The following is a 19080-nucleotide window of genomic DNA, read 5'->3' on the forward strand; positions in this document are numbered from 1 at the left end:
CGTTCAACCCCGGTGCGCGGGTTCGCCCGTGCACGGTTTCCGATCGCCTCGCAGAAGGATGAATCCACCGTGAACCATGAAGTCATCGTCACCTGCGCCGTCACCGGCGCCGGCGATACCGTCGGCAAGCACCCGGCCATTCCCGTCACCCCGAAGGAGATCGCCGCCGCCGCCATCGAGGCGGCCAAGGCGGGCGCCACCGTCGCCCACTGCCATGTGCGCGACCCGCGTACCGGCAAGCCGAGCCGCGACGTGGCGCTGTACCGCGAGGTGGTGGAGCGCATCCGCGAGAGCGACACCGACGTGATCATCAACCTCACCGCCGGCATGGGCGGGGACCTGGAGATCGGCAAGGGCGAGCAGCCGCTGGAGTTCGGCGCCGGCACCGACCTGGTGGGGCCGCTGGAGCGCCTGGCCCATGTGGAGGAACTGCTGCCGGAGATCTGCACCCTGGACTGCGGGACGCTGAACTTCGGCGATGGCGACTTCATCTACGTGTCCACCCCGGCCCAGCTGCGGGCGGGCGCCAGGCGCATCACCGAGCTGGGGGTGAAGGCCGAGCTGGAGATCTTCGACACCGGCCACCTGTGGTTCGCCAAGCAGATGCTCAAGGAAGGGCTGCTGGAGGACCCGTTGATCCAGATCTGCCTGGGGATTCCGTGGGGGGCGCCGGCGGACACCACGACCATGAAGGCCATGGCCGACAACCTGCCGCCCGGCCTGACCTGGGCCGGCTTCGGCATCGGCCGCATGCAGATGCCGATGGTGGCCCAGGCGATGCTGCTGGGCGGCAACGTGCGGGTCGGCCTGGAGGACAACATCTGGCTGGACCGGGGCGTGCACGCCAGCAACGGGCAATTGGTAGAGCGGGCCATCGAGATCATCGAGCGCCTGGGCGGCCGTGCCCTGAGCCCGGCCGAGGGCCGCGAGAAGATGAACCTCAAGCGCCGCGGCTGAGCAAATCCCTCATTCATACGCCGTAGCCCGGGCTTCAGCCCTGGGACGCAGCGTCAACCGACACAGGATCAGGAGCCACCATGGCCTTCACCACTCACATCAGAACCTTCGCCGCCCTTGGCAGCGGCGTGATCGGCAGCGGCTGGGTCGCCCGCGCCCTGGCCCACGGGCTGGACGTCGTCGCCTGGGACCCGGCACCGGGTGCCGAGGCCGCGCTGCGGGCCCGCATCGCCAATGCCTGGCCGGCCCTGGAGAAGCAGGGCCTGGCGCCGGGTGCGTCCCAGGCGCGCCTGCGTTTCGTCGACACCGTCGAAGAGTGCGTGCGGGACGCCGACTTCATCCAGGAGAGTGCTCCCGAACGCCTGGAGCTGAAGTTGGCGCTGCATGCGCAGATCAGCGCGGCGGCGCGCCCGGACGTGATCATCGGTTCCAGCACTTCGGGTCTGCTGCCCAGCGAGTTCTACGCCGACGCGCAGCACCCGGAGCGCTGCGTGGTGGGGCACCCGTTCAACCCGGTCTACCTGCTGCCGCTGGTGGAGGTGGTGGGCGGGGAGAAGACGGCGCCGGAGGCGGTGCAGGCGGCGATCCAGGTCTACAGCGCACTGGGCATGCGCCCGCTGCACGTGCGCAAGGAGGTGCCGGGCTTCATCGCCGATCGCCTGCTGGAGGCGCTGTGGCGCGAGGCGCTGCACCTGGTCAACGACGGTGTGGCCAGCACCGGGGAGATCGACGATGCGATCCGCTTCGGCGCAGGGTTGCGTTGGTCCTTCATGGGCACCTTCCTCACCTACACCCTGGCCGGCGGCAACGCGGGGATGCGCCACTTCATGGCGCAGTTCGGGCCGGCCCTGCAACTGCCCTGGACCTACCTGCCGGCACCGGAGCTGACCGAGACGCTGATCGACAGGGTGGTGGAAGGCACGGCGGTGCAGCAGGGCGAGCGCAGCATCGCCGAGCTGGAACGCTACCGGGACGACTGCCTGCTGGCGGTGCTGGCGGCGATCAAGGACACCAAGGCCCGCCATGGCTTCGCCTTCGCGGAGTAGCCGGCATGGTCTTTCGATGGAGTGGAGCCCGGACATGAGCAACCCCCTGGTGACCTACCGCACGCGCATTCCCGCCGAGTGGGTGGACTACAACGGCCACCTGCGCGATGCGTTCTACCTGCTGGTCTTCAGCTACGCCACCGATGCGCTGATGGAGGTGATCGGCCTCGACGAGGGCGGGCGCGCGGAGACCGGCCACACGCTGTACACGCTGGAGTGCCACCTGAACTTCCTGGCGGAAGTGAAACTGGATGAAGCGGTGGAGGTGCACACCCAGGTACTGGGCGTGGACGCCAAGCGCCTGCACATCCACCACAGCCTCCACCGGCCGGACGAACCGGTGATGCTCGCAGCCAGTGAGCAGATGCTGATGAACGTGGACGCCGCCACGGCGCGCTCCTGTGCGTTCGCACCCAGGGTGGCGGAACGGGTCGGGGCGTTGTTCGAGGGGCACCGGGCGTGTCCGCTGCCGGCGTATGTGGGGCGGGTGATCGGGCTGCCGTCTTCGCGATGAAGGCGGCGCCCCGGCGCAGGGGCCGGGGCTCGGCGCGGGGTCAGGTCGGCAAGGCGTAGCGGCGGGCGAAGTCGATGAGGTCCACCAGGTTGCGGGTCTTCAGCTTGTCCATCAGGCGGGACTTGTAGGTGCTGACCGTCTTGTGGCTGATGAACAGCTGCTCGGCGATTTCCTTGTTGTTCTTGCCGTTGGCCAGGTTCTGCAGCACGGCCAGCTCACGGTCGGAGAGGCTGTCCAGCAACTGGCTGTCGTTCGGGCTGCCGCCTTCCTGGGCGCCGGAGGGCAGGTGCACGGTGCTGGGGAACAGGCTGTAGCCGGAGAGCACCGAGCGGGTGGCGGAGATCAGGCTCACGGCCTGCTCCTGCTTGGAGAGGTAGCCGGTGGCGCCGGCCTGCAGGCAGCGGTTGGCATACAGCGCGGCCGGCAGCGAGGTGAGCACCAGCAGCTTGAGGTTCACGTCCATCGCGCTGAGGCGCCCCAGCACTTCCAGGCCGTCGAGCTTGGGAATGGCGATGTCGAGAATGACCAGGTCGGGGCGCAGGGAGCGGGCCATGCTGAGGCCTTCCACGCCGTTTTCGGTTTCACCGACGATTTCATAACCTTCGCGTTCCAGCAGTACGCGAGTCGCGAAACGAATCATGGGCTGGTTGTCGATCAGCAGAATCTTGCTCATCTGGTTGGTTCTCCTGCTCAAGTTTCTCAATTCAATAGGAAGGCGCACGGAAGCCTTCGGGAACTTGCCGTATAGGTGTGTTAAAGGATCGGTCTTTTGCCGTCCTGACCGCGAACGACGGGGGTATGGGCCCGAGCGCGATGTCGATCAAGTTGGCATTGAGCGATTCTTCTCAGAATCTTGCTCGCTGTCTTTCGGACTATTCCGAATACTTCGTTTTTCTGCCCGGCTAACTTGTACGACCTGATTTATCCGTCTGATGAGGCGGCTTAAAAAGTTTGGCTAAGCATGTAGAGCGCGGATTATATTTGCGGTGCGCGGCGGGATTGGTCTTTTGGGAAGTTTCCTACAAGACATGTAGGTATTACTTTTATGTACGCCCCCTTAGGGTCGCCTGTCTGCTCTTGAACTAAGGTTTCCCCGACACCTCTTTTCCCTGCAGGTGGGTCTGTGTCCCGTATTTCCGTCCTCCGCACACTCTCCCTGTGCCTGTCTTTGCTGTGCCTGTCGTTCGGCGGTGTCGTCCTGGCCGAGGAAGGGCGCGCCCTCTCGCTGTCCAGCCAGGTGGTGGTGGACCAGCAGGAGCTGGAAATTTCCGAATCCGACTGGCACTGGTTGCGCCAGCGGCGGGAGTTGGTCATGGGCGTGCTGGCCCAGGGGTATCCGCCCCTGGAGATCGTCCAGGGGCAGGGGGCCTACCAGGGCATGACGCCGGATGCGGCCGCGCTGCTGGGGCAGATGCTCGGTCTGCAGATCCGCCTGCGTGCCTACCCCGACCGTGCGGCGCTGGAGAAGGCGCTGCTGGCCGGGGACATCGACCTGTTCGGTGCCGACAGCCATGGCGAGCAGGAGCCGGGGCTTGCCCGCAGCCTGGCCTACGGCTCCAGCCGGCTGGCGTTGTTCCGCCGTGGCGATGACCGTCGCGAGTTTCCCGATGACCTCAAGGACCTGAAGGTGGCCTACACGCCGGGGCACGGCGATGCCGTGGCGCTGTTCCCGTCCGCCCAGGTGCTGCCGGTCGACACGGTGGAAGAGGGCGTCGCCGATGCCGCCTTCGGCCGTGCGGACCTGCTGCTGGCCGATGTGGTGCCGGTCTACTACCTGCTGAACCGCGCCTTCTACGGCACGGTGCGTTTCGAGCGCTATGTGGATTGGCCCGGCGGCGAGCTGGCCTTCGTGGTGCGTCAGTCCGACCCGCAACTGCTGCGGGGGATCGATGGGGCACTGCGTGCAGTCGGTCGCTCGCGCCTGGACGAGATCGCTCGCCGCTGGGTGGGCAACGGTGTGATGCCGGCGGCCGAGCGCATGGTGCTCACCCCGGAGGAGGCGCGCTGGGTGCAGCGTCATCCGGTGGTGCGCGTGGCAGTGGACGACGACCTGGCGCCCCTGGCCTTCTTCGATGGCAACGGGCAGTTCCAGGGCATCATCGCCGAGCTGCTGGACCTGGTGCGGCTGCGTACCGGGCTGCGCTTCGAGGCCGTCAGCCGCACCGGCGGCTACGCCGGCCAGATCGACGCCCTGACATCCGGCCTGGCGGATGTGGGGCTGCTGACGCAGGACCATGAGCGGGAAACCCTGCTGCGTTTCACCCGGCCGATCACCAGCAGCCCCTTCGTGCTGGTCACCCGTTCCGGCGCCGATGGCCTCGGCGAGTCGGTGGGGGACCTGTCCGGTCGCGTGCTCGCCTTGGGGCGCGGCCATGTGGCGCGGGAGGCGATCCGCCGTGCCTTCCCCAAGGCGGAACTGGTGGAACCCGGTTCGACCCTGGATGCCTTGCACAGTGTCGACACCGGCCGCGCCGATGCCGCCCTGGTGGGGCTTCCGGTGGCCCGCTATTACCTGGTGCGGATGTTCCAGGGCCGCCTGGCCATCGCCCAGGTGGCGCCGGTGGGGCCGGCCACGGCCAACTTCGCGGTGCGTCGGGGCGATACCGAGCTGCAGGCGATCCTCGACCGGGCGCTGGCCGAGCTGTCGCCCGACGAGCTGGCCGCCACGGCCAACCGCTGGCGCGGCATGCCGGGCATGAGCCCGCAGACCTGGCGCGACTACGGTGTGCTCATCCAGCGAATCATCATCGGTGCGGCGGTGCTCCTGCTGCTTGTGCTGGCCTGGGTGCTGCACCTGCGGCGCCAGGTGCGCCGGCGCCAGCTCGCCGAGCGCCAGTTGCAGGATGAGCTGCGCTTCATCGAAACCTTGATCGACAGCATGCCGCCGCCGGTCTACGTGCGGGACACCGAAGGGCGCCTGCTGTCGTGCAACCGCAGCTACCTGCAGACCCTTGGCCTGCCCCGCGAGGCGGTGATCGGCCTGACGGTGACCGAACTGCCGGTGGATTTCCCGGACGCCGCCGAATTCCACCAGCGGCAACTGCAGGCGATTGCCGAAGGGCAGCTGCAGCGCTCGGTGCATGAGCTGTCCCTGGGCGGTCGCACCCTGTGGATCGAGCACTGGATCCAGCCCTTCCAGGATTCCACCGGGGTCACCCGTGGAGTGATCTGCGGCTGGCTGGACCTCACCGAGCACCACAACCTGGTGCTGGAGCTGGAAGCGGCGAAGAACATGGCCGATGCGGCCAGCCGCGCCAAGACCACCTTCCTTGCCACCATGAGCCACGAGATCCGCACGCCGATGAATGCGGTGATCGGCATCCTCGAACTGGCGCTCAAGCGTGCGGCCGACCGTCCCATCGACCCGGCCAGCATCGAGGTGGCCTACACCTCGGCGAAGGGCTTGCTGGAGCTGATCGGCGACATCCTCGACATCGCCCGCATCGAGTCCGGTCGGCTCAGCCTGTCACCGCGCCGGGCCAACCTGCGGGAGCTGGTGGAGTCGGTGGCGCGGGTGTTCGACGGTTTGGCGCGGCAGAAGGGGCTGGTGCTGAACCTGGACATCGATGGCGGCATCCAGGGCGATGTGCTGGTGGACGGCATGCGCTTCAAGCAGGTGCTGTCCAACCTGGTCAGCAACGCCATCAAGTTCACCCGTGAAGGCAGCGTCAGCGTGCGCATCCATGGCGAGGATGGCGAGTCCGACCAGTTGCACGTCTACCTCAGCGTGGCGGACACCGGCATCGGCATCGACCCGGCGGACCAGGAGCGCCTGTTCCAGCCCTTCGAGCAGGTACAGCGCAGCACCGGGGCGATGGAAGGGGCAGGGCTGGGGCTGGTGATCTGCCGCTCACTCTGCGAAATGATGGGCGGCCGCCTGACCCTGGACAGCGCCCTCGGGCGTGGCACCCGGGTGGACGTGGAGTTGCGCCTGCTGCGGCTCGACCCGATCCCGCTGATGGAAATCGCCCGCCAGGAGGAGGCCCAGGCCCGGCGGAGGCTGAAAGTGCTGGTGGTGGACGACCACCCGGTGAACCGGCAGATCCTCGCCCAGCAACTCGCCTACCTGGGCCATACAGTGGTGGAGGCGGCGGACGGGGTGGATGCTCTGGCGCGTTGGCACGAGCAGCCCTTCGACGTCGTTGCCACCGACTGCCACATGCCACGCATGAACGGGGCAGACCTGGCCCGCGCCATCCGCGAGGACGAGCGCCAGCAGGGGCGCGTGCCGGCCCTGATCCTCGGACTGACCGCCGACGCCCAGCAGGAAGAAGTGGAGCGCGGCCTCAAGGCCGGGATGGACGATTGCCTGGTCAAGCCCATCGGGCTGGACCTGCTGGAGGAAAAGCTCGGCGGTGCCCCGGGCGCCTCACCCGCGCCGGTCGAGCCGCCGGCGGGCGAGGCTGCGGCGCTGTTCGACCTGAGCCCCCTGGCACCCTTGACCGGTGGCGACCCGGGCCTGGCGGTGAACCTGCTGCGGGAGTTGCTCAACACCAACCGACGCGACCTCGCCGCGCTGGAAGAGCAGGTCCGCCAGCGCGACGCCTCGGCGCTGTTCGAGCTGGCCCACCGGCTCAAGGGCGCAGCGCGGGTGATCAAGGCCACCCAGGTGATCGAGGCCTGCGAGTACCTGTCGCGGGCCAGCGTGGTGGAACGGCCGCGCACCGAGGCCCTCGAGGCCGGCGTGGAGGCTGTGCGGCGTGCCCTGGATGCCTTGGAGCGTGGCCTGCTCCAGCAGATGCCGGAGCTTCAGTGAAGCGTCGGGCGCTCCACCAGCAGGCGGTCGAAGTCCGGACGGGCCAGCGGCCGCGAGAAGAGGAAGCCCTGGCCTTCGGTGCAGCCCAGGGACAGCAGGCGCTCGCGCTGCTGGCGGGTCTCGATGCCTTCGATGATCAGGCTGATGTCCATGGCCTTGGCCAGCGCCACCGCGCTGCTGATCACCGCGCCGCTGCGGGGCTGGCTGGTGAGCTTGCGGGCGAAACCGGCGTCCAGCTTCACCTGGCTGAAGGGCAGGTCGCAGAGGCGGTCGAGGGAGGAGTAGCCGGTGCCGAAGTCGTCCATCGACAGGCCGCAACCCATCATACGCAGGCGAACGAGGTTCTCCAGGCTGGTGGTCGGGGCGCTGAACAGGCCGGTCTCGGTGACTTCGAAGGTGATGCCATCGGCGGGCAGGCCGGCTTCTTCCAGGTATTCGCGGACCCGCTCGGGGAGGGCGTTGTCGCTCAGTTGGCCGGGCTGGAGGTTGAAGGCGATGTTCAGCGAGCGGCCCTCGCGAGCGAGGCAGCGCTGCAGCTCCAGGCCCTGGCGGAAGATCTGCCAGAACATGCGGTTGATCAGGCCGTGGGCCTCCATCATCTGCAGGAACTGCGCGGGCATCAGCACGCCGTGCTGCGGGTGGCGCCAGCGGGCCAGGGCCTCGGCGCCGATCAGTTCGCCGCTGCGCAGGTCCACCTTGGGCTGGAACCAGGCCTCGAACTGGCCCAGTTCCAGGCCTTCCAGCAGTTCGTCGCGGGAGGGCAGTTCGAGGACTTCCGGCTCGCCCAGCCCACGGGCCTGGTTGGCTTCGTAGCGGGCCAGCAGTTGCGCGGCCCGCTCGATGTCGAAGGGCTTGCCCAGGTCACCCAGGCATTCCAGCCCGAGGGTACGGATCATCGATTGGGTGGCCTGGCGCAGGGGCGCTTCCACGGCACTGCTGAGGATCACCGAGCGCACGGCGCCGGAATGGCTGGCGTGGCGGAGGAAGGCGAGGCCGTCCATGCCCGACATGCGCAGGTCGCACAGCACGACATCGACGCCGCCGCAGCTCTGCAGTTCGGCCAGGGCGCTGGCGCCATCGCCGGCCTGGTGGATGCGCTGGACCCCCAGCTTCTGCAAGGCGGTGACGGCGATCAGGCGCTGGAAGGGTTCGTCTTCCAGAACCAGAATGCTGATGTTCTTCATGGCGAGGGCTCGGTTGGTAAAAAGTCCGGCCACGTTACGCAGGCAGTCCAAGTGCAGCTAGGCGAAGCGTCGGTAGCATTTGTAGGAAATTTCATCTGTGGCACGACTGTGTCACAGTTTTGTCGGGGCTCCCCCGAGCCGTGGTCCAGCGCGAGGTCGCAAGTATGAGAACAGCCCTGATCGTCGATGATCACCCGGTGATCCGCATGGCGGTGCGCATGCTCCTGGAGCGCAACGGGCTCGAGGTGGTGGGCGAGGCCGACAACGGCGTCGATGCCGTGCAGCTGGTGCGCCAGCACGAGCCGGATGTGGTCATCCTCGACATCGGCATTCCCCGCCTGGACGGCCTCAACGTCATCAGCCGCATCCGCTCGCTAGGGCTCGACAGCCATGTGCTGGTGCTCACCTCATTGCCCGCCGAGGGATTCTGCCAGCGCTGCCTGCAGGCAGGGGCACGGGGCTTCGTGAGCAAGGAGGAGGACCTGCAGAACCTGGTGATCGCCATCAACTCCATCAGCGCCGGCTTCACCTTCTTCCCCGCCGACGTGCTGCCGGTGGGGCAGGGCACGCCGGCCAGCGAGCAGGAGTTGGTGGGGCGCTTGTCCAACCAGGAGCTGATGGTGCTGCAGTACCTGGCGTCCGGTCTTGGCAACAAGGAAATTGCCGAGCGCATGCTGCTCAGCAACAAGACCGTGAGCACCTACAAGAGCCGCATCCAACAGAAGCTCAACCTCGCCTCCCTTCTCGAACTCATCGAGTTCGCCCGCCGCAACGACCTGAGCGCTCGGCAGCAGTAGCCGCTCTACCTCGCACTTCTCCCTCCTGGCGCCCGCTCGGGCGCCTTCTTCTGGGGCTCTGAAGCCAGCCTCAGAAAAGGTTTCAGATCCAGGTGAAATTTCCTACAGCCCGCATGGGTCGGGGACTCCATTCCCGGCTTGAGGCCGTCGATATCATTGTGCCCGCCACGCTGAAGTGCGATGCGGTTCTCAATACGAGGTCGGCAAGCGCTCAGTTCTGGTTCCGACTCTAGAGGTCAATCTTTCATTTCGGCGCGTGGAACCAGGCGCCTCTACAGGAGAGTCAAATGAAAAAGTTCCTCACCGCTGGCGCGGCCCTGGTCGGTTTCGGCCTGAGCAACCTGGCACTGGCTTCTGACGGCACGATCACCTTCAAGGGCGAAGTCTCCAGCAAGACCTGCACCATTGACAGCAATACCCTCAATCAAAATGTGGAAATGCCAGTCGTTTCCCAAACCTCGCTGGCTCCCGGCCAGAGGGCTGGTGCCAAGCAGTTCGAAATTCGCGTCAGCGCTTGCACTGCTGGCACCAAGGTCAAGGCTCATTTTGACGCGGGCTCTACGGTCGATGCTGTCGAAGGCGTTCTCAAGAACCAGAGCAAAGACGCTAATGCATCCAACGCCTTTGTTCAGATCCTCAACAAGAACGGTGATCCTATCAATCTGGTGAATGGAACCAACAACCTTGAGGAAGTGACCGGCACCAACAACGACGCCGTGTTGTTGTTCTCGGCCGCTTACCTTGCCCCGAAGGTCGATCCCATCAAGCCCGGTCCTGTGCTGACGAATGTCTCCTACACCATGACCTACGAGTAATACCCCCTACTCGCCCGGGACCTCCCGGGCGAGTTGCCTCTACGGTACTTCCCCATGTCCCTGCGCATCTCATTCACGCGATGGCTACTGGCTGTCACGACCTTGTTGACCCTGTCCGGCGCCCATGCCGGCATCGTGGTCAATGGCACCCGGTTCATCTACCCCGCGAAGCAGCAGGAGATCGGGGTGCGCGTCAGCAATGACGGCAATCAGCCTTCCCTGGTCCAGGTGTGGATCGACCGGGGTGACCCCGAGATTCGCCCCGAGAACGCTGAAGCTCCCTTCGTCATGACGCCGCCCCTGTTTCGTGTAGAGCCCGGAAAAGGCCAGAGCGTGAGGGTTTCCTTCATCGGCGAGCCCCTGCCCAAGGACCGCGAGAGCGTGTTCTGGCTGAACCTGCTGGACGTGCCGCCCATGCCCAGCGAGGACGGCAACTACATGCAGTTCGCCATTCGCACCCGGGTCAAGCTGTTCTACCGCCCCGAGGGGCTGCCGGGCCGCCCGGACCGCGCCATCGAGCAGGTGGCCTGGAGCCTGGCCAGCATCGACGGTAAGCCCGTGCTCAGGGCCACCAACCGCAGTGCCTACAACGTGTCCTTCGGCGATATCGCCCTGCGTGCCAACGGCCGCGACTACAAGGCTGGCAGCGGCATGGTCGGGCCCTTCGGCAGCCACGACTTCCCGGTTACCGGGTTGTCCGGCATGCCGGCATCCGGTCGCGTGGTGCTGCAGTGGATCAACGACTACGGCGCCAGCGTCGGTCAGGAGAGCAGCCTGGACAAGTAGGTCCGGGCATTAGTCGCCATTTTCTTTACACGAATCCCAAGGAGCATCGCGCTGGTCGATGCGAGGTGTACCCATGACTTCGCTTCCCGATACGGATGCCGTTGGCCTCACAAGGGCCTTACTCCCGGGCGGTCAGCGGCGGTGCCCTGTCGTACGCCCACACCTGTTGGCTTTTGCCGTGGCCATGGCCTCGCTCGGGGGGGCGATGGGCCTCGTCGATGCGGACGAATTGCCCAATAGCCCTCGCTTTGCGGCCTTCAACCCTGACTTCCTGTTCAATGGCTCGGGGCAGGGTGAAGCGGTGGACCTGTCCCGCTTCAGCCGCGGCACCGTGCTGCCGGCGGGCACCTATCGGCTGGACATCCTCCTCAACGAGCGCTGGATAGGCCGCCAGGAAGTCCGTCTGCAGGACGACAAGGACGCGCCCAACGGCGCCCGGGTCTGCTTCACCCCGACCCAGCTGGGCACCATCGGCCTCGACCTGGACAAGCTGCCGGACCCGGCGGCCGCCCGCGCGAAGCTGGAAAGCGAGGAGTGCCTGGACCTGACGCAACTGGTGCCGTCCTCCAGCGTCAACGTCGATCTGTCTGAACTCAGCGCCTACCTCAGCGTCCCCCAGGCCTACCTTGGGCGGCAGGTGCGCGGTGAGGTGGACCCCCGGGACTGGGATCGTGGCGTCACTGCCGGTTTCATCGGCTACAGCGCCAACCTCTACCGGAACCACACCGACAGTGGCGATACCCAACAGCTCAGCATCGGGCTCAACAACGGCATCAACCTGGGCGACTGGCGGCTGCGTACCAATGGCAACTACAACCGCTCCAGCTCGTCGGGCGCCCCGTCGCGCAGCCACTACAGCAACAGCAGCACCTACGTGCAACGGGACCTGACCGGCATCCGTTCGCAACTGACCGTGGGCGACTACTACACGCCGGGCGAGCTGTTCGACAGCGTGCCCTTCCGGGGCGTGCAGGTGAGTTCGGACGACCGCATGCTGCCCGACGCCCTGCGCGGTTATGCACCGGTCATCCGCGGCGTGGCGGAGACCAACGCCAAGGTCACCATCCGCCAGGGTGCGTCGATCCTCCACGAGGTCACGGTCTCCCCCGGGCCGTTCAGCATCGAGGACCTCTACGACTCGGGCTACTCCGGCGACCTGGAGGTCACCGTGACCGAGGCGGATGGCCGCCAGCGCACCTTCCTCGTACCTTACGCCTCCGTTGCCCAGTTGCTGCGCCCGGGCATGTCGCGCTTCAGCGTCACCGCCGGCGAGTACCGCAACGACTCGGCCGAGCGCGTCCCGCGCTTCGTCCAGGGCACCTACCAGCGTGGTATCTCCAACGACTGGAGTGCCTACACCGGCAGCATCATCGCCGAGAAGTACATGGCGGTTCAGGGTGGCGTGGCCCTGAGTACCGGCCTGGGCGCCCTGGCACTGGACGTGACCCAGTCGCAGGTCAAGGAGTCCCCCCTGCGCACCGAGGACTCGACGCCCAAGGGCGGCCGCAGCTACCGGATGACCTACTCGAAGCTGGTGGACGCGACCCAGACCAACTTCACCATGGCGGCCTATCGCTTCTCCAGTCGCGGCTACCTGAGCTTCAGCGACTACGCCCAGGCTTACGGTAATCCCCAGGGCGGACTCTATCGCCAGCGCAGCCGCTTCCAGGTGAGTGCCACGCAACCCCTGCCGGGGGAAATGGGCAGCCTCTACCTGAGCGGCTCGTCGCAGAAGTACTGGGACGCCTCGCGCAAGGGCGACATGACCTTCCAGGGCGGCTACTCCAACAGCTACCGCTGGGGCTCCATGAGCTTGTCGGTGGGGCGTACACGCATGGGCGAGGGGTATGAGAACCAGTACATGATGAGTTTCAACATCCCCATCGGCGATGTAGGTCGTTCCGCCAGCCTCAGCACGTCGGTCAACTACGCTAAGGGCCGCAGCAGCACCCAGGCCAGCCTGAGCGGCTCCCTCGGGGAACAGTCCCAGGCCAGCTACAGCCTCTATGGTTCCACCAGTCGCGACCAGGGCGAGCGTTCCAACAACACCGGTGGTAGCTTCAACTACCGTGCTTCCGCTGTGTCCCTCAACGCTGGATTGAGCAAAGGCACCGGCTACCGCCAGGAGAACCTCGGCGCGATGGGCACCGTCGTGCTCCACCCGGGGGGCGTCAACTTCACCCAGACCCAGGGCGAAACCCTCGCCATCATCGAGGCCAAGGGCGCCCAGGGTGCCTATGTGTCGAACGATGCCGGGACGCGGATTGCCGGCAATGGCTACGCCGTGGTCGGTGGGCTGTCCCCGTATCGGCAGAACCAGGTGGTGATCGACCCGGCCGGGCTGTTCCGCAACGTGGAGCTGCAGGTCACCGAGCAGTCGGTGGCGCCCCGCCATGGCGCGGTGGTCATGCTCAACTACCCGACCATCAGCGGCATCCCGGTGCTGTTGAAGATCGTGCGGGACAACGGCGAGAACCCGCCGCTGGGCTCTGAAGTGCTCGATGCCGACGGCAAGAGCCTGGCAATGGTGGGGCAGGCGGGCCGTGCGTTCCTGAGGGGGCTGGATCCGACCGGATCGCTGGTGGTGCGTTGGGGCAGCGACCCCGACAGGCGTTGCACCTTCGAGTACCGGCTGCCGGAAGCAGATCCGGATGATCTCAATTACCAGCAGTTGGAAGTTCGCTGTATCACCCGTACCGGGCGTTCCGAGGTCGCGTTCGCCGACTGACGCCTGGGCTACCTGAACGCTTTTCCTCATCAGGGCCGGTCTTTACCGGCCCTGTCTTTTTCTGCACGTCCGAACTGACTCAGTTGAAGGTGACGGTGATGATCCCGCCCTTGCGGCCCGAGCGGGTCGTGATGGGCTTCATCGCCACGCTCTGGGTCTGGGCGACGCCTGCACAGGCCGAGTCATGGAAGGGATCGGTCGGGGTGCGCGGGCTGATGCCATTGGCGCGTCCCACATTGTTCTGCCAGACACTTGTAGGAACGCTGCACATATCCTTTACGATTCGGCCCTGAAAGGTGATCTGACCATGAGCAGGTTCGTTGGCATTGGCTTGGGCAGCACCCAGGGCCAGGAAAAGGGCGACGGCGGAGAGACTCAGTATTTTTTTCATGTTTAGGACTCCTCACAGACATGACCTGAGTAAAAATCAGCGCGCTCCTACAATCCAGTTTTTTGCTGTCCTCTTTTTCTGTAGGCGACCTCGGGTGGGACGCCCTTGCGTCACAGTTCCATTTGCGACTGCCGATATTTTGTGACCACGTTCATTTCGTGGTCCTCGTCAGAAATTTCCTATATGGATCTTTCGTCCCTTAAAGGCCACAATCGGGCAGTCATCCCGCCGCAGGCACACTGCAAAAGCACCTCTGCTCCACCCGCCTCGCACACACAGCCAAGCCCCCTCGTTCAGCACCGACTGCCTTCATTTGCCTTTTCCGCCCCTGCGCAGGTGGTGGATTGGTTTTCTGCGGGCATGAAAAAGGCCCATCGCACTGGCGCGATGGGCCACATAAAAAAGCCCCCGTCAGGGCCGACGACCTGACGGGGGCGAGGGGTGTCCCTGACGGGACCTCAGTGTGTTGCTTTCAGCGCCGGGAGCGTTTGCAGGCCAGCGCCGCGTAGAGCATGAGCAGGATGAGGAATCCCAGGCTCAGGGACATGTCGCTTACTCGGCGCCGACCTGGCGCAGCTTGGTCGCCGGGGTGTCGCCCAGGTTGTTGAGCATCCGCTCGCTGTACCAGTCGAGGAAGTTGATCACGCCGAACTCGTAGGTCTTCGAGTAGGGGCCGGGCTGGTAGGCGGAGGAGTTGATGCCGCGCTGGTTCTCCTCGGCCAGGCGACGGTCCTGGTCGTTGGTGGCGTCCCACACCTCGCGCAGGCGCGCCACGTCGTAGTCCACGCCTTCCACCGCGTCCTTGTGCACCAGCCACTTGGTGGTGACCACGGTCTCCTGCGGGCCGATGGGCCACACGGTGAAGACGATCATGTGGTCGCCCATGCAGTGGTTCCAGGAGTGCGGCAGGTGGAGGATGCGCATGGAGCCCAGGTCCGGGTTCTGGATGCGGCCCATCAGTTTCTTGCTGCCCTGCTTGCCGTCCATGGTCATGGACACGGTGCCTTCGAGCAGCGGCATGCGCACGATGCGGTTGCGCAGGCCGAAGCTGGCGTGGGCATAGGGGATCTTCTCCGCGTCCCAGGCCCGGGTGCAGGCGGCCACCTGGTCCTTGAAGGCCTGGCTGGCGCGCGGGTCGGTCACGTCGTCCCATTCCAGCAGGGTGTTGAGCAGCTCCGGGTGCGAACCACTGCAGTGGTAGCACTCGCGGTTGTTCTCCATCACCAGCTTCCAGTTGGCGGCTTCACGCAGGGTGGTTTGCACGGCCACCTTGGTGTTCTCCATATCGTAGGGCTCCATGTAATGGGCCAGCGTGGAGAGGAAGTCGTCGATGGCCGGCGGGTTCTCCGCCAGGCTGATGAAGATGTAGCCACCGGCGGTCTTCACGTGCACCGGCTTCAGGCCGTACTGCTTCATATCGAAGTCGGCGCCCATCTCGGTGCCGGCGAACAGCAGGCGGCCGTCCAGTTCGTAGGTCCACTGGTGGTAGGGGCAGACCAGCTTGGCCACCTTGCCCTTGTCGCTGACGCACAGGCGCGAACCGCGGTGGCGGCAGACGTTGTGGAAGGCATGGACCTGGCCTTCGGCGCCGCGCAGGACGATCACCGGGTTGTCGCCCACCTGCAGGGTCAGGTAGTTGCCCTTGGCCGGGATCTCGCAGGTCATGCCGGCGATCAGCCACTCCTTGTGGAAGATCTCCTGCATGTCGAGCTGGAACAGGCGCTCGTCGTTGTAGAACGGCTGGGGCAGCGAGAAGGTGTGGTCGCGCTCCTTGAGCATGGCGGCCGTGGCCTTGCGTGCGGGTTCGAGCGGGTCGACCAGGCTCAGGGGGGAAGTGACGTCCATCGGTAACTCCTCAAAAGGCTGGTCGCACCGGCGACCGCCGCAATGGGTGGCTGATTCGGTTGTCACGCAAGGCGGCGTGACGTGCCCCTCTGTTCTCCCTGGCCGACTGCAGGCCCTGCTGCGGATACGAGGGTGGTTTTTCGAAAAGCCTCGTGTTCTGGCTGGGGCCGAGTGTGCTGTCGCCATGGGGTACGACCTTATCCACGGGCGACACGGCCGCATCCGTTTCCGACGCTCGAGCCCTTGTGGTTGCTGGCAGGTCGCGATGAGCATGCGAATGTCGCTGGCAGGTAAGTGGTGGGGATTTGCGTTCAGCAGAATCCGATCAAAGGCGCCGATCCACGGCGCGCGGAGATGCGTATGAGCAACAGCTTCCTGAACCCGGTGAACACCCAGACCTGGACCAACGGCCGCCACCTGGTGCGCTGCGTGAAGACCGTCCAGGAAACCTGGGACGTCCGCACCTTCTGCTTCATGGCCGACCAGCCGATCCTGTTCTTCTTCAAGCCCGGCCAGTTCGTCACCCTGGAGCTGGAGATCGACGGGCAGCCGATCATGCGTTCGTACACCATCTCCAGCACGCCCTCGGTGCCCTACAGCTTCTCCATCACCATCAAGCGCGTGCCGGGCGGCAAGGTCTCCAACTGGCTGCACGACAACCTCAAGGAAGGTGATGTCCTCCCCGTGCACGGCCCGGTGGGGCTGTTCAACGCCATCGACCACCCCGCCGACAAGGTGCTCTACCTTTCCGGCGGCGTCGGCATCACCCCGGTTATGTCCATGGCCCGCTGGTTCTTCGACACCAACGCCAACGTCGACATGGTCTTCGTCCACAGCGCCCGTACGCCGAAGGACATCATCTACCACCGCGAACTGCGCCACATGGCCTCGCGGATCGCCAACTTCAAGCTGCACCTGGTGGTCGAGCGCTACGATGCCGGCGAGACCTGGTCCGGCTACCGTGGCTACCTCAACGAAGCGATGCTGCACCTGATCGCCCCCGACTTCATGGAGCGGGAGATCTTCTGCTGCGGCCCCACCCCCTACATGAGCGCGGTGAAGCGCCTGCTGCAGGCCAAGGGCTTCGACATGGCGCGCTATCACGAAGAGGCCTTCGGCCCGACGCCCCCCGAGGTGCGCGAAGAGGTCAAGGAACTGGCCGCCGAGGCTGCCGAGGCCGCGCCCGTACCGGCCGCCGACCAGCACCTGGTGGAATTCAGCAGCACCGGCAAGAGCATCCGCGTCGCCCCGGGCGAGACCGTGCATTCCGCCGCCGCCAAGCTCGGCCTGCATATCCCCAAGGCCTGCGGCATGGGCATCTGCGGCACCTGCAAGGTGATGAAGACCGCCGGTGAGGTGGAGATGGAGCACAACGGCGGCATCACCGACGAAGACGTCGCCGAGGGCTACATCCTCTCCTGCTGCAGCGTGCCCAAGGGCGACGTCTGCATCGACTACTGAGTCCCCAGGCATCGTCCTGTACGGAAAACGACCAGGGCCTGCAAAGCCACGCCGGGCGGGGCCCAGCGGGTTTCGTGAACAGCTTGTCCACAGGCTGGTCCACGGCATCTGTGGATCGGCCGCGTACCCTCGGGCCCCGCACGGCAAGGCTTCCAGCCGCTTGAGGTTCCACGGGAGCGGACTGTTCAGGATTTGATCAGCGCGCTGCAAGCCTTGCCAACCATGGGCTGCAGTCATCTATCCACAGGTCGGCCACAGCCTCCTGCACAGTGGGTGTGCATAGTCACCCCACCGGCACCACCTTCCTGCTTGCAGGCTGACCTCCAGCCCAGGCAGCGCGGGCGCCGTGGCGTCCGAGCAGGGGTGAACAGGTTGTCCACAGGCTTGCCCACCGTTATCGGGGAAAACCTGGGGCCCACGCCCCGTGGAACATCCAGAACGCGGCTGGAGCATCCAGTCATTTCGCGGCCTTCAGGACTGGATGAAAAATGAGCGATCGGCTGGGCGCCACGTCTGGCAAAGGGTGTGGCGATCTATCCACAGGCAGTCGACAGGCCGGTGCACAGCAGCTGTGCATGAATGCACGGCAAGTGGCTGAAATAGAACGAAAAACAGGCGGGAGGCCAGGGCCGTTGCGGCGCCTGGCCTGGCGGGAGGGCTCCACGGCTTGTCCACAGGTTGATGCACCGTAATCGGGGACAAGTCGCGGAGCGGGGCTTCAGCCCTGGGCCATGGCAGCGCGGATGTCGGCGGCCAGCTCGCGTACCCGGGCTTCCTCGGTGTCCCAGGAGCACATGAAGCGAGCGCCACCGGCACCGATGAAGGTGTAGAAACGCCAGTTGCGCGCCCGCAGGTACTCCAGCGCCGCCTCGGACATCTGCAGGAACACCCCGTTGGCTTCCACCGGGAACATCAGGCTCACCCCCGGCACGTCCGCCACCAGCTCTGCCAGCAACTGCGCGCAGCCGTTGGCGTGCTGTGCGTAGCGCATCCAGGCGTCGTCCTGCAGCAGGCCCACCCAGGGCGCCGAGAGGAAGCGCATCTTCGAGGCCAGTTGCCCGGCCTGCTTGCAGCGGTAGTCGAAGTCCTCGGCCAGGTCATGGTTGAAGAACAGGATCGCCTCGCCCACTGCCATGCCGTTCTTGGTACCGCCGAAGCACAGCACGTCGACGCCGGCCTTCCAGGTCAGCTCCGCCGGGGTGCAGCCGAGGAAGGCGCAGGCGTTGGAGAAGCGCGCGCCGTCCATGTGCAGGCGCAGGCCCAGCTCCTTGCACACCGCGCTGATGGCGTGGACTTCCTCCGGGCGATAGACGGTGCCCACTTCGGTGGACTGGGTCAGCGTCACCACGCGGGGTTTCGGGTAGTGGATGTCCTGGCGCTTGAGGGCGATCTCGCGCACCGCGTCGGGCGTCAACTTGCCTTGCTCGGTGCGGGCCAGCAGCAGCTTGGAACCGTTGGAGAAGAACTCCGGCGCGCCGCATTCGTCGGTCTCGACGTGGGCCGTCTCCGAGCAGATCACGCTGTGGTAGCTCTGGCACATCGAGGCCAGAGCCAGGGAGTTGGCCGCCGTGCCGTTGAAGGCGAAGAACACCTCGCAGTCGGTCTCGAACAGGCGGCGGAAGTGATCGGCGGCGCGCGCCGTCCAGCTGTCCTCGCCGTAGGCGCGCTCATGGCCCTGGTTGGCCTGGGCCATGGCGGCCCACACTTCCGGGCAGATGCCGGAGTAGTTGTCGCTGGCGAATTGCTGGGTCTTGTCGGTCATCGAAGGGTCCTTTCGGTGTGCCACCCCGTGCGTAGGCG

The 19080-nt window shown here is 65.8% G+C and carries 14 protein-coding genes; 9 read left to right on the forward strand and 5 right to left on the reverse strand.

Features of this window, described 5'->3' with window-relative positions; all coding sequences use genetic code 11:
- The first annotated feature begins 69 nt into the window (after positions 1-69).
- From RTK35_RS29195 to RTK35_RS29205, 3 genes are all read left to right on the forward strand, one after another.
- The gene (locus RTK35_RS29195; RefSeq protein WP_044409188.1) at positions 70-957 is read left to right on the forward strand and encodes a 3-keto-5-aminohexanoate cleavage protein; all 888 of its coding nucleotides are present in this window, start codon (positions 70-72) and stop codon (positions 955-957) included.
- Between the two features lie 80 nt (positions 958-1037).
- A complete protein-coding gene (locus RTK35_RS29200) occupies positions 1038-2003 on the forward strand; it encodes an L-carnitine dehydrogenase (RefSeq protein WP_222900783.1) in 966 nt (321 codons plus the stop codon).
- A gap of 34 nt (positions 2004-2037) precedes the next feature.
- Positions 2038-2517, forward strand: a complete 480-nt coding sequence (locus RTK35_RS29205; protein ID WP_316909621.1) for a thioesterase family protein — start codon at positions 2038-2040, stop codon at positions 2515-2517.
- A gap of 40 nt (positions 2518-2557) precedes the next feature.
- On the opposite strand, the gene RTK35_RS29210 is transcribed toward RTK35_RS29205, so the two are convergent.
- Complete coding sequence (locus tag RTK35_RS29210) at positions 2558-3190, reverse strand: response regulator transcription factor (protein WP_044409178.1); 633 nt, start codon at positions 3188-3190, stop codon at positions 2558-2560.
- 450 nt (positions 3191-3640) lie between these two features.
- On the opposite strand from RTK35_RS29210, the gene RTK35_RS29215 reads away from it, so the two are divergent.
- Entirely contained in the window at positions 3641-7273 is a 3633-nt protein-coding gene (locus RTK35_RS29215) for a transporter substrate-binding domain-containing protein (protein WP_316909622.1), read from the forward strand.
- Here RTK35_RS29215 and RTK35_RS29220 read toward each other — a convergent pair.
- Entirely contained in the window at positions 7267-8457 is a 1191-nt protein-coding gene (locus tag RTK35_RS29220) for an EAL domain-containing protein (RefSeq protein ID WP_074967311.1), read from the reverse strand. The genes RTK35_RS29215 and RTK35_RS29220 overlap by 7 nt on opposite strands.
- Positions 8458-8621: 164 nt before the next feature.
- On the opposite strand from RTK35_RS29220, the gene RTK35_RS29225 reads away from it, so the two are divergent.
- From RTK35_RS29225 to RTK35_RS29240, 4 genes are all read left to right on the forward strand, one after another.
- Positions 8622-9254, forward strand: coding sequence for a response regulator transcription factor (locus tag RTK35_RS29225; RefSeq protein WP_107329718.1), 633 nt, complete (start codon positions 8622-8624; stop codon positions 9252-9254).
- Positions 9255-9541: 287 nt separating this feature from the next.
- A complete protein-coding gene (locus RTK35_RS29230) occupies positions 9542-10069 on the forward strand; it encodes a fimbrial protein (protein ID WP_074967315.1) in 528 nt (175 codons plus the stop codon).
- A 102-nt stretch (positions 10070-10171) separates the two neighbouring features.
- Entirely contained in the window at positions 10172-10855 is a 684-nt protein-coding gene (locus tag RTK35_RS29235; protein WP_244165657.1) for a fimbria/pilus periplasmic chaperone, read from the forward strand.
- A gap of 205 nt (positions 10856-11060) precedes the next feature.
- Positions 11061-13583: a fimbria/pilus outer membrane usher protein gene (locus RTK35_RS29240; RefSeq protein WP_316909623.1), complete on the forward strand. Its 2523-nt coding sequence runs from the start codon at positions 11061-11063 to the stop codon at positions 13581-13583.
- A 79-nt stretch (positions 13584-13662) separates the two neighbouring features.
- Here the strand turns inward: RTK35_RS29240 and RTK35_RS29245 are convergent, their stop codons facing one another.
- Positions 13663-13974 (reverse strand): hypothetical protein, encoded by a 312-nt coding sequence (locus RTK35_RS29245; protein ID WP_107329715.1) that lies wholly within the window; start codon positions 13972-13974, stop codon positions 13663-13665.
- A gap of 552 nt (positions 13975-14526) precedes the next feature.
- Entirely contained in the window at positions 14527-15819 is a 1293-nt protein-coding gene (gbcA, locus tag RTK35_RS29250; RefSeq protein ID WP_044409161.1) for a glycine-betaine demethylase subunit GbcA, read from the reverse strand.
- Positions 15820-16179: 360 nt separating this feature from the next.
- Between gbcA and gbcB the strand changes: the two genes are divergently transcribed.
- Positions 16180-17280, forward strand: coding sequence for a glycine-betaine demethylase subunit GbcB (gbcB, locus tag RTK35_RS29255; protein ID WP_044409158.1), 1101 nt, complete (start codon positions 16180-16182; stop codon positions 17278-17280).
- Between the two features lie 718 nt (positions 17281-17998).
- Here the strand turns inward: gbcB and RTK35_RS29260 are convergent.
- On the reverse strand, positions 17999-19042 hold the full coding sequence (locus tag RTK35_RS29260) for a low specificity L-threonine aldolase (protein WP_316909624.1): 1044 nt from the start codon (positions 19040-19042) through the stop codon (positions 17999-18001).
- Positions 19043-19080: the final 38 nt, after the last annotated feature.

The sequence above is a fragment of the Pseudomonas sp. zfem003 genome (genome assembly GCF_032621675.1).
GTDB classification, from domain to species: Bacteria; Pseudomonadota; Gammaproteobacteria; order Pseudomonadales; family Pseudomonadaceae; genus Metapseudomonas; species Metapseudomonas otitidis.

Bases quoted from the DNA above. Each gene is read 5' to 3' on its own strand.
- RTK35_RS29205 (WP_316909621.1), top strand. From the start codon at position 2,038: ATGAGCAACCCCCTGGTGACCTACCGCACGCGCATTCCCGCCGAGTGG.
- gbcB (WP_044409158.1), top strand. From the start codon at position 16,180: ATGAGCAACAGCTTCCTGAACCCGGTGAACACCCAGACCTGGACCAAC.
- RTK35_RS29225 (WP_107329718.1), top strand. From the start codon at position 8,622: ATGAGAACAGCCCTGATCGTCGATGATCACCCGGTGATCCGCATGGCG.
- RTK35_RS29230 (WP_074967315.1), top strand. From the start codon at position 9,542: ATGAAAAAGTTCCTCACCGCTGGCGCGGCCCTGGTCGGTTTCGGCCTG.
- RTK35_RS29200 (WP_222900783.1), top strand. From the start codon at position 1,038: ATGGCCTTCACCACTCACATCAGAACCTTCGCCGCCCTTGGCAGCGGC.
- RTK35_RS29220 (WP_074967311.1), bottom strand. From the start codon at position 8,457: ATGAAGAACATCAGCATTCTGGTTCTGGAAGACGAACCCTTCCAGCGC.
- RTK35_RS29260 (WP_316909624.1), bottom strand. From the start codon at position 19,042: ATGACCGACAAGACCCAGCAATTCGCCAGCGACAACTACTCCGGCATC.
- RTK35_RS29240 (WP_316909623.1), top strand. From the start codon at position 11,061: ATGGGCCTCGTCGATGCGGACGAATTGCCCAATAGCCCTCGCTTTGCG.
- RTK35_RS29210 (WP_044409178.1), bottom strand. From the start codon at position 3,190: ATGAGCAAGATTCTGCTGATCGACAACCAGCCCATGATTCGTTTCGCG.
- gbcA (WP_044409161.1), bottom strand. From the start codon at position 15,819: ATGGACGTCACTTCCCCCCTGAGCCTGGTCGACCCGCTCGAACCCGCA.
- RTK35_RS29245 (WP_107329715.1), bottom strand. From the start codon at position 13,974: ATGAAAAAAATACTGAGTCTCTCCGCCGTCGCCCTTTTCCTGGCCCTG.